This window comes from uncultured Marinobacter sp., from assembly GCF_963974375.1.
Taxonomy (GTDB): Bacteria; Pseudomonadota; Gammaproteobacteria; order Pseudomonadales; family Oleiphilaceae; genus Marinobacter.
Map to the genome: position 1 here is coordinate 1 of NZ_CAXBDN010000151.1, position 10,329 is coordinate 10,329.

Annotated in this window: 10 protein-coding genes; 4 read left to right on the forward strand and 6 right to left on the reverse strand. The window is 59.8% G+C overall.

Annotation, left to right across the window (positions count from 1 at the left end; all coding sequences use genetic code 11):
* The coding region (locus AAC035_RS13135; RefSeq protein ID WP_339804897.1) for an FAD-binding oxidoreductase at window positions 1-725 on the reverse strand (725 nt) is incomplete at its 3' end.
* A gap of 188 nt (window positions 726-913) precedes the next feature.
* Between AAC035_RS13135 and AAC035_RS13140 the strand changes: the two genes are divergently transcribed.
* Window positions 914-2,434 (forward strand): aldehyde dehydrogenase, encoded by a 1,521-nt coding sequence (locus tag AAC035_RS13140; protein ID WP_339804899.1) that lies wholly within the window; start codon window positions 914-916, stop codon window positions 2,432-2,434.
* Window positions 2,435-2,531: 97 nt separating this feature from the next.
* Here AAC035_RS13140 and AAC035_RS13145 read toward each other — a convergent pair whose 3' ends face one another.
* Window positions 2,532-3,341: a thioesterase family protein gene (locus tag AAC035_RS13145; RefSeq protein ID WP_339804902.1), complete on the reverse strand. Its 810-nt coding sequence runs from the start codon at window positions 3,339-3,341 to the stop codon at window positions 2,532-2,534.
* A gap of 133 nt (window positions 3,342-3,474) precedes the next feature.
* Window positions 3,475-4,839 carry a glutamine synthetase family protein gene (locus AAC035_RS13150; protein WP_339804904.1) on the reverse strand — a complete coding sequence of 455 codons (1,365 nt, stop codon included), beginning with the start codon at window positions 4,837-4,839 and terminating at the stop codon, window positions 3,475-3,477.
* Window positions 4,840-5,089: 250 nt separating this feature from the next.
* On the opposite strand from AAC035_RS13150, the gene AAC035_RS13155 reads away from it, so the two are divergent.
* Window positions 5,090-5,902: a gamma-glutamyl-gamma-aminobutyrate hydrolase family protein gene (locus tag AAC035_RS13155; RefSeq protein ID WP_339804906.1), complete on the forward strand. Its 813-nt coding sequence runs from the start codon at window positions 5,090-5,092 to the stop codon at window positions 5,900-5,902.
* An 84-nt stretch (window positions 5,903-5,986) separates the two neighbouring features.
* Here AAC035_RS13155 and AAC035_RS13160 read toward each other — a convergent pair whose 3' ends face one another.
* The 3 genes from AAC035_RS13160 to AAC035_RS13170 form a co-directional block, all read right to left on the reverse strand.
* Window positions 5,987-6,514 (reverse strand): ankyrin repeat domain-containing protein, encoded by a 528-nt coding sequence (locus tag AAC035_RS13160; RefSeq protein ID WP_339804908.1) that lies wholly within the window; start codon window positions 6,512-6,514, stop codon window positions 5,987-5,989.
* A gap of 11 nt (window positions 6,515-6,525) precedes the next feature.
* Window positions 6,526-7,005, reverse strand: a complete 480-nt coding sequence (locus AAC035_RS13165; protein ID WP_339804910.1) for a hypothetical protein — start codon at window positions 7,003-7,005, stop codon at window positions 6,526-6,528.
* Window positions 7,006-7,148: 143 nt separating this feature from the next.
* Window positions 7,149-7,952, reverse strand: a complete 804-nt coding sequence (locus AAC035_RS13170; RefSeq protein ID WP_339804911.1) for an enoyl-CoA hydratase-related protein — start codon at window positions 7,950-7,952, stop codon at window positions 7,149-7,151.
* 317 nt (window positions 7,953-8,269) lie between these two features.
* On the opposite strand from AAC035_RS13170, the gene AAC035_RS13175 reads away from it, so the two are divergent.
* Complete coding sequence (locus AAC035_RS13175) at window positions 8,270-9,376, forward strand: polyamine ABC transporter substrate-binding protein (protein ID WP_339804912.1); 1,107 nt, start codon at window positions 8,270-8,272, stop codon at window positions 9,374-9,376.
* Window positions 9,377-9,379: 3 nt separating this feature from the next.
* Window positions 9,380-10,329 (forward strand): polyamine ABC transporter ATP-binding protein (potA, locus tag AAC035_RS13180; protein WP_339804914.1); only part of this gene is annotated, 950 nt, incomplete at its 3' end.

Here is a 10,329-nt window from a genome sequence, read left to right on the forward strand (position 1 = left end):
CCACCCAGATAAGCGTTGCCCGCCAGAACCACAAAGCGGGCACTGACCTCACCCTGTGCGGTTGTTACTGTCGCAGGCTGGCCGTGAACCACCTTGATGACCGGCGAATGTTCGTAGATTACACCACCGAGAGATTCCAGCGCCGCGGCTTCACCCAAAGCCAGGTTGAGGGGATGGATATGGCCACCGGTGTGGTCGATGGCGCCACCCACATAGCGATCGGTGCCGACACGGGCCCGCATGGCCTCCCGGTCCAGCAATTCCAGCTGGTCGTAACCGAACCGGCGCCAGAGCGACTGCTGGGCTTCCAAATGGCTGAACTGGCCCGAGTTGAGCGCGGCAAAAATGCCACCATCCTTCAGATCACACTGGATACCGTAGGCCTTTACCCGCTGGCGGATGATCTGGCTGCCCTCAAAGGCCATTTCCGCCAACAGGCGCAGGTGATCCGGCGTGGTCTGGCGCTCGATGGTGTCCAGATCACGGCTAAAGCTGTTGACGATCTGGCCGCCATTGCGGCCAGAGGCACCCCAGCCGACCGTCGCCGCTTCCAGCACCACCACCCGAAAACCCGCCTCTGCCAGGAACAATGCCGTGGAAAGTCCGGTATAGCCGGCACCGACCACACACACGTCCGCCTCGCAGCGTCCCTGCAAAGGCGGACGTTGCGGTGCCGGGTTGGCGGAGGCGGCGTAATAGGAAGAAACGGGGGGAAATTGGGTCATGGATGGTCGCCAGTGAACAGTGAAAATATCGGTGATCGATACCGCCTTCATGGCGGAATTCGCGCTCAGTCTATGTCAGCCGGATGCCGGCGGGAAGACAGGTTCTTCTACCTATAACGGTACCTGTGGTGCGCCGTCAAAGTGCTGCTATGATTGGGCCATCCCACAGCCTGCGAGGCGTTCACCCCATGTCCCACCCCGTGCTTTCCAGAACCACTCCCACAGACCAGAACCAATGGCAGGCCCTTGCGGACCAGCTTACGTTCGAGGGCCGAGCCTACGTCAATGGGGCCTATCAATGGGCCGGCAGCGGTGAGACCTTTCCGTCCGTCAGCCCGATCGACGGCCGCCAACTGGTCCAGGTAGCCAGCTGCGACCAGGCTGATGCCGACCAGGCGGTGGCGGTGGCCCGGGCCGCTTTTGACAGCGGCAGCTGGAGCCAACTGGCACCGAGCGAACGCAAGGCAATACTGATTCGCTTTGCCGCGCTGATTGAAACCCACGGCGACGAACTGGCGCTGCTGGAAACTCTCGACATGGGCAAACCTATCGGCCATGCCCGGGCAGTGGACGTCCCCGCCACAGCCAGGGCCATACGCTGGACCGCCGAGGCCATCGACAAGGTGTACGGCGAGCTGGCCGCCACGCCCCATAACCAGATCGGTATGATCTCCCGGGAACCCATGGGCGTGGTGGCGGCCATCGTGCCCTGGAACTTCCCCATGATCATGGCCTCCTGGAAGATCGCGCCGGCACTGGCCACCGGCAACTCGGTGATCCTGAAACCTTCGGAAAAGTCTCCGTTAACCGCGATCCGGCTGGCGGAACTGGCCAGCGAAGCCGGCGTTCCTGCCGGCGTTTTCAATGTGCTGCCAGGCTTCGGCCACACCGTGGGCAAAGCATTGGCGTTACACATGGACGTAGACTGCCTGGTGTTCACCGGCTCGACCAACGTGGCCAAACAACTGATGATCTATGCCGGCCAGTCCAACATGAAGCGGGTGTGGCTGGAAGCGGGCGGCAAGAGCCCCAACATTGTCTTCGCCGATGCGCCCGACCTGGAAAAAGCCGCCGCCGAGGCGGCTGGGGCCATTGCCTTCAACCAGGGCGAAGTCTGCACCGCCGGTAGCCGGCTGCTGGTGGAAGAAAGCATTCGCAGCGAATTCATTGGCCTGATCTGTGAGGCCCTGAAGGCCTGGCGCCCCGGCCATCCCCTGGACCCGGCCACCACCTGTGGTGCCATTGTCGACCAGGCCCAGCTGGACCGGATCATCGAGTACATCGCGATTGGCCAGTCAGAGGGCGCAACCCTGGTAGAAGGTGGCAAGCGGGTACTGGAGGAATCCGGCGGCCTGTTTATCGAGCCCACGGTGTTTGCAGGCGTGAACAATCAGATGCGCATTGCTTCGGAAGAAATCTTTGGTCCGGTGCTTTCGGTGATCGGCTTCAGAACCGCCGAGGAGGCCATCGCCATTGCCAACGATTCCATCTACGGGCTCGCGGCGGCGGTCTGGTCCTCCAACATCAACACCGCCCACAAGGTGGCGAAGGCCCTGAGAGCCGGCAGCGTGTGGATCAACCACTATGACGGCGGTGATATGACCGCGCCCTTCGGCGGCTTCAAGCAGTCCGGCAACGGCCGCGACAAGTCCCTGCACGCCTTCGACAAGTACACGGAACTGAAAGCCACCTGGCTGGCCCTGGACTGATTCCGGCGACGGGCCCGGAATACAACAACGGCGTCCAATGGACGCCGTTGACAGGTGCGGTTGTGACGCAAGATTGCCGCAGTCTATTGCTTTGCTTTCACCCTGCTTCGTGAGTCCGCATGGTAATAATCGCCTGCAGGATCTTACCCACTGCACCCTGGCTGTCGAACAGCGTCGTCTCCACCAGACCGACACCGGTATCCTGCATACGGCTGCGGGCATCCAGCCCCAGCCACTCACCCACCGGCTCCCGGTGGAGGTAGAGGCTGACATCGGTGTTGATGCAGCCCAGATCGCTGGACAGATTAAGCTGGCCTACCCCGTTACCAAAATCACAGAGTGTGGCCGCCATGACCGAAGGGCTGGTCTTCACGCCCTGAACCAGCGGCAATGGCAATCGCAGCCAGGCAAGCCCCTGGCCGCTGCCATTAACGCCATCAAGAACCACGGCTTTGGCCGTGCTGTGCAGGCCCACCGGACTGTAGCGGTTCTGCCAGCCGCCGGCTTCAGCCACCGTCGCCTCAACTGGCGCTGACGGAGGCTCAAGCTCTGTTGCCGGGAAGCGACCATGTTCCGGTACGGTTACCGGCCTGTTTTCCAGAAAGAGGGCGCTGGCCCGGGTGACTTCTGTCTCTCCTGCGATCAAGGACGCCTCAATGATCTGCAGTCGCTTGCCGCCACGCACCAGGCGGGTGGTTATCGTCAACGGCGAATTCGGGACTGGCCGTAGCAAATCCACAGTGAGCCGGGCCAGATGAAGATCCGCAGACTCCGACGCCTGCTCCACCGCATGGGCCATCAGCCCTACCACTGGCCCGCCGTGAAGGTGCGCGGGGCTCCAGGGGCTACCAGAGGCAGGTGTGGGCACATAAAACTCTCCGTCACGGAGAAAGAGCGCTTCGGACATTGGTTATCCTTGTTTTTGTCACAGACGTAGCAAGCTATAGATTACCATCTACGAGGAAAATAGTGGACTGAACCAAGATTCTGGCAAACCGGGAAGCACCCCCGGCAGACGCCGGGGCGCCCCTGGAAGAGCGTTATACCGTGTGCAGGTACCAGAGGTATTCCAGATCCGAAATGGTCATCTCGAATTCGTTCAGCTCATGCTCCTTGCAGGCGGCAAATACGTCCAGAAACGGAATGCCCAGATAATCGGCCATCACATCAGACTGGCCCAGTCCCCGCAAGGCATCCCGCAGGTTGTTCACCAGACTGGCTTCGTGCTGTTCATGGGCGTTACCCACGGTCATCGGGGGCGGCTCGATGCGGTTGGAGATTCCATAATGGATACCCGCCAGGGTCGCCGCCATCACCAGATAAGGATTGGCATCCGCGCCGGCCACCCGGTGTTCAATACGCAGTGCTTCCGGGTCGCCGCCGGGCAGCCGCAAGGCTGCCGTGCGGTTGTCCACACCCCAGGTAGGCGCGCTGGACACGTAATATTCCGGACTGAAGCGCCGGTAGGAGTTGATGTTGGGACAGAACAGCGCCATGGCATCGTTCATGGTGGCCACCAGTCCACCGATGGCCCAGCGCAGCATGTCGTTGGGCTGCTCAGCATCACCGGCGAACACGTTGTGGCCGTCCTTGTCCAACAGGCTTACATGCAGGTGCATGCCGCTGCCCGCCTGGTTATGGTAAGGCTTGGCCATGAAGGTGGTGTCCATTTCATGGTCGTAGGCCACGTTTTTTATCAGGCGCTTGAGCAGGGTGGCGTGATCGCAGGAGCGCACCGCATCGTTCACATAATGCAGATTGACCTCGAACTGACCGGGCGCTGACTCTGCAACCAGCGCATCTGCCGGCAACTCCTGCTCATGGGCAGCATCCAGAACGTCCGCCAGCAATTCGGCGTACTCATCCAGATCGTCAATGGAGTAGGCCTGGGTTCCGGCAGGACGTTTGCCGGAAATCGGTGACTTTGGCGGCTGGGGCCGGCCCGCCAGGTTCTCCTGATCGATCAGGTAGAACTCCATCTCGAACGCTGCCACCGGGGTAAGCCCCAGCTCATCGAACCGTTTGACGATGTTCTGCAGCACCACCCTGGGGTCGGCAAAGAACGGCGTTGTCCGGTCAAGCTCGTACATGGTCAGCAGCAGCTGGGCCGTAGGACGCTTTTGCCAGGGCTCCATGGTAAGTGTGTCAGCTATCGGCAGACACACCCGGTCGGCTTCGCCGATATCCAGGCCCAGACCGGTTTCCTCAACGGTGGTGCCCTGAATGTTGAGGGCAAAAATAGAAGCCGGCAGGGCAATGCCCCGCTCAAAGACCTTGGCGAGGGCCGATGGATCTACCCGTTTGCCCCTGACAATGCCGTTGATATCCGGAATCAGCAGATCGACAAACTGCAGCTCGGGGTGTGCCTGAAGAAATGCGTCGGCACTCGCGAAACCAGAACTCATAAGGAAAGCCTTTCTGAACCCAAACTGGCCTGTGGCGAAAAGCCGGCACAGGAATGCACCGGAGCCGCCCACAGTAACCTCTGCCGACGCTCCCTAACGCTCCTTTATCCTGTTTTCTGTGGCCTTTTGCAAGATACGCACATAACGCAGGGCGCCTCTGCGGAAATCGCTGGTTAAGCAGACATCAGCGTGCTAGAAATTGCGTGTTTCCTGATCAGGAAACCCTGTTACCACCTGGAGTTCACTGTCCTTGCCTACACACCCGTTTTCACAACCTGTTGCAGCGACCCTGCCCCTGATCGGCATCAGTGCCTGCAGCCAGCGGCCCGATGGCGAACACCCCATATTCACGGTCGGTGAGAAATACACCCGGGCCGTGTCCGAGGGCGCCGGCGCTATTCCGGTAGCCATTCCCGCGCTGGGCGAGGGTCTTCCCCTGAGCCAGCTGGTGGCCAGGCTGGACGGCATTCTGCTGACCGGATCGCCATCCAACATCGAACCTCACCACTACCGTGGCGAGAGCAGTGAAGCGGGCACCGAACACGACCCGAAAAGGGACGCCACCACCCTGCCCCTGATCCGCGCCGCCGTCGCCGCTGGCGTGCCGATTCTGGGCATCTGCCGTGGTTTTCAGGAAATGAACGTGGCCCTGGGCGGCACCCTGCACCAGAAACTCCATAACGTTGGCCATTTTCAGGAACATCGGGAAGACAAACAGTCACCCCTGGCCGACCGTTATGGCCGTGGCCACACCATCCGCATACTCCCGGGCGGACGACTGGCGAAGATCTGGAGCACGCCAGATCCGGTTTACGTTAACTCCCTGCACGAACAGGGCATACGCGACCTGGCCCCGGGCCTGCAGGTGGAAGCCGTGGCCGAAGACGGCCTGGTAGAAGCCTTCTCCCTCACCGACGCCCCGGCTTTCAACCTGGCCGTGCAATGGCACCCGGAATGGCAGTGGCATCCCGATCACGAGGTTGGCGACTACCCCTTCTACCGGGCGTTATTGAAGGCGTTTGGGGAGGCCTGTGGGGAGCGGTTACGAGGACGGGAACGCTAAGCCGAACGAGTCCCTGAACTTAGGATTAAGGGGGCTTCAAGGCATAAAGCCCCACCACTCAGCGGTGAAATCCTTCTAATCTGGCTAACTCTGAGCCGGCTCCAATAGCAGGATAATCTCCGCAATATCCGCTCCCGGGTCCTGATCTTGTAGCATCTCAGCAAAATCCAGCGGCGTTCGGCCCTGCGCGCCTGCCATTCCAGCGTCGGCTCCATGTTCAAGCAACAACCTGACGGCATAGGGATTCCGCTCGAGTACCGCCGAATGCAACGCCGTCACACCCGACCCGCTGGCTCGGTCTATCGCGTTCACATCGACACCATTCTCCAGAAAATGACCGAGAAGCTTGTCCGCCTTGGATTGATCAGGATAGAGAGCGGCATAGCGAGCTCCAGCTTCGGCGTTCAGTTGTTGAACGTCGTCTTCGCTTGGGTGAAACGCGTATAGCGCCTTTTCGGCGCCCCATCGCAGGAGTATCGGCGACTCATCCGAACTCATATAGACAATCAGAGTGACGGGAGAGCTGGTGGATAAATGGTATGCAGAGATACCACCAGCGCCAACGATAAGTACAAATAGTAAAACCAGCGAACCCACTATTAACTTTTTCATTTCGACCAACCTCAGATCCAGATGACGTTACCAGCACCAAGATCTGCCACTTCAAATGAAGGAAGCATTGCAGGCAGAGAGGCAATTCCCGCAAGGAGCATTTCAAAACGCGTCTTTTGTTTGAGGGCGATAGTCCGGCGAACAGTATCGTAAATCTTCGGATCCAGCAGGTCTTCTTCGGTCGCGTTCTTCCACCAGTGCTGGACATATTTCCGGGTAATTTTACGGATAAGCGCCTGAACTCTGGCACCTGGCTTTCGCCGGATGATCGCATTCACCAATATGTCGACAAAACCGACGAGGTAAGAGGCGTCCACCGCGACAATAAGCAGAGCCTGGGCGTACCGGCGGGCATCAATGTCCAATGCCATGCGCTCGATGGCCTGCGTTCGTTCCGGCCAGAAGAACACAAAGACATCGCGCGCTTCCTGGTCGGTAAGCACGACATTTTGGTCACTGATTACGGGAAGGCTGAGCGAAACCTGGCTCATTTGAAGACTCCTTTCTATGTGATCGTTTCCATCCAAATGGAAGTTCTGGTCTCTACTGCTAATAGGCATGAAGAGACCAGCGCAATATTACCCGTGACTTCTGACGAAATCACGTACCTGAGCACACTTTCAGGCCTTACAACTCACTTCCGCGCCATAGACTCCAGCATCTTGTTCACCGCATCCAAATGCTCTGGCTCGTTGTGGCACATGCCCTGGAAGACGGCACAGAGGTCGAGGAAGTCTTTCAGTTCCATCCGCTGGGCCATTTTCATCAGGCGCTTGGTGAGGCGGGTGGCTTTGGGGGGCTGGCTGGCGATTCGGGTTGCCATTTTCATGGCGGTTGGCATCAGGTCGTCGGCGGGGACTACCTCCAGCACGATGCCCAGTTCTTTGGCCTCGGCGGCCTCCACAATGCGGCCGGTGAGGGTCAGTTCGAAGGCGCGCTGGTAGCCGATCAGGCGCTGCATCAGCCAGGCGCCGCCGTCACCGGGGATGATGCCCAGGTTGAGGAAGGTTTCGCCAAATTTCGCTTTCTCGGAGGCGATGCGCACGTCCGCCATGTTGGCCAGGTCAAAACCGGCACCAATAGCCGGGCCATTGACGGCCGCGATGATGGGCACTTCCACCGCCTGCAGGGCCAGGGGAATCTGCTGGATGCCTTTGCGGTAGCGGTCGGCGCACTCGGCCACATCACCCGCGAAATCGCCGCCACGGTTGGCCATGTCGTTGATGTTACCGCCAGCGCTGAAGGCGGAGCCGGCACCGGTAATCACCAGAACCGAGACGTCATCGCAGTGGTTGACCCAGTTTGCGGTGGTCACCAGATCATCAATCAGGTGAGAGCCGGTCAGGGCGTTACGCAGGTCATGGCGGTTCATGGTCAGCACTGCCACCCGGTTTTCCAGGGTCAGCAGGGCATCGGTCAGTTGCGGAAGGTTGGACATGTTCGGGCTCCTCGGTTACAGCTGCGTGGCACGGGCCAGGCGTTGGTTTGCGACAAGGATAAACCACCATCAACGGTTTATCTCCCAATACGCATAACTCACAGGATTCCACACGAAAATAATTCTGGTGCGACCCCCATTCTCATGATAAATATCGCGAGAATACGGAGGTTCCCCACCACCGTTTCCAGGACAAGCCTCAAAGGAGTCTCTGCGCGACGTTTCCGCCGCCAGAAGGCCACCCTCAGCAGACCTGCACAACACCGCGTGCGTCCTGCACGCTTTGTATCCATCCCTTTTCAGTGAGGGACAGTTCCATGTTGAAGTTGTGTAAGCCCGCAGCAATCGCTGCCGCTATTGCTCTGTCTATGGGTACGTCTGCAGCCTTGGCGGCTGGAGAAGTGCGTGTGTACAACTGGTCTGACTACATCGCCGAAGACACTCTTGCGAAGTTCACAGAAGAAACCGGCATCAAGGTCATCTATGACGTCTACGACAGCAACGAGGTGCTCGAAGCAGCGCTGTTGTCCGGACGTTCTGGTTACGACCTGGTGGTGCCGTCCAACCACTATGTGGCCAAGCAGATTTCTGCCAAAGCGTTTGTGGCCCTGGATCACAGCAAGCTGCCGAACCGGACCAACCTGCACCCGGATCTGATGGCCCAGCTGGAGCTGGTGGACCCGGGCAGCCAGTTCTCCCTTCCCTATCTGTGGGGTACCAACGGCTACGGCTACAACGAGGCACGCATCCAGAAAATTCTGGGGGAGGATGCACCCACGGATTCCTGGGCTCTGGTGTTTGATCCTGAAGTCACCGGCAAGCTTGCCGCCGGCGGCTGTGGCATTGCCATGCTGGATTCCGGTGAGGAAATGGTTCGCGCAGCCATGGCCTACATCGGCCTGAACCCCAACAGCAACAACGCCGACGACATCCGCAAGGGCGGTGACGTCATCAAGGCTGTGCGTCCGAACATTACCTACTTCCATTCCTCCCGTTACATCGGCGATCTGGCAAACGGTGATCTGTGCGTGGCTGCCGGCTATTCCGGAGACATCCTGCAGGCCGCTGCCCGCGCCGAGGAAGCGGAGAACGGCAACGTCATTCTCTACACCATTCCGAAAGAAGGCGCGGTGCTGTGGTTTGACATGATGACCATCCCCGTCGGCGCGCCGAACGTGGAAAACGCCCACATTCTGATGAACTTCCTGATGAAGCCGGAGATCATCGCCGACATCACCAACTACGTCTGGTACGCCAACCCCAACGCGGCCGCCAGCGAGTTTGTGGATGAAGAAATCCTGAGCGACCCCTCCATCTATCCGTCTGAGGAGGTGATGAAGAAGCTCTACCTGATGGAAGGTCGGCCCCAGGACGCCCAGCGCCTGATGACCCGCACCTGGACCAGCGTCAAGTCTGGTCGCTGAGGGGTGGTTAACGCACCCGGCACTTCCGCTCCGGCGGAGGTGCTGCTCAGCATTCAGGGCATAGCCAAGAGCTTCGACGGCACCCTGGCGGTGGATAACGTCAATCTGGACATCCACAAGGGTGAGATATTTGCGTTGCTGGGTGGCTCCGGCTCCGGCAAGTCCACCCTGTTGCGGATGCTGGCGGGCTTCGAGCGGCCGGACGGTGGCCGGGTGCTGCTGGACGGTGAGGACATCACCGCGCTGCCGCCCTACCTGCGCCCCACCAACATGATGTTCCAGTCCTATGCGCTGTTCCCTCATATGACGGTGGAGCAGAACATTGCCATGGGCCTGAAGCAGGACAAGCTGCCCAAGAACGACATCCGCGACCGGGTAGCCGCCATGCTTAAGCTGGTGAAGATGGAAGCCTTCGCCCGGCGCAAACCCCATCAGTTGTCCGGTGGCCAACAGCAACGGGTGGCGCTGGCCCGCTCGCTGGCCAAGCGGCCCAAGCTTTTGCTGCTGGACGAGCCCATGGGGGCGCTGGACAAGAAACTGCGCACCGAAATGCAGCTGGAGCTGGTGGATATCCTGGAGAACGTCGGCGCCACCTGCCTGATGGTGACCCACGACCAGGAAGAAGCCATGACCATGGCCAGCCGTATCGCCATCATGTCTCATGGCCGCATAGCCCAGGTGGGCTCGCCCATTGATATCTATGAAAGCCCCAACAGTCGCATGACCGCCGAGTTCATCGGCTCGGTGAATATCATTGACGCCAGTATCCGCGAGGACAACGCCGACAGCGTTCTGCTGACCAGCCAGCTGCTGGACGCCCCGGTGTTCATCGACCGGGGTGTCACCACGCCGGCTGAAACCACGGACACCCTGATTGCCCTGCGTCCGGAGAAAATCTACCTGACCCGGGAGAAGCCGGAAGGGGACCATAACTGGAGCATGGGGTCGGTGGA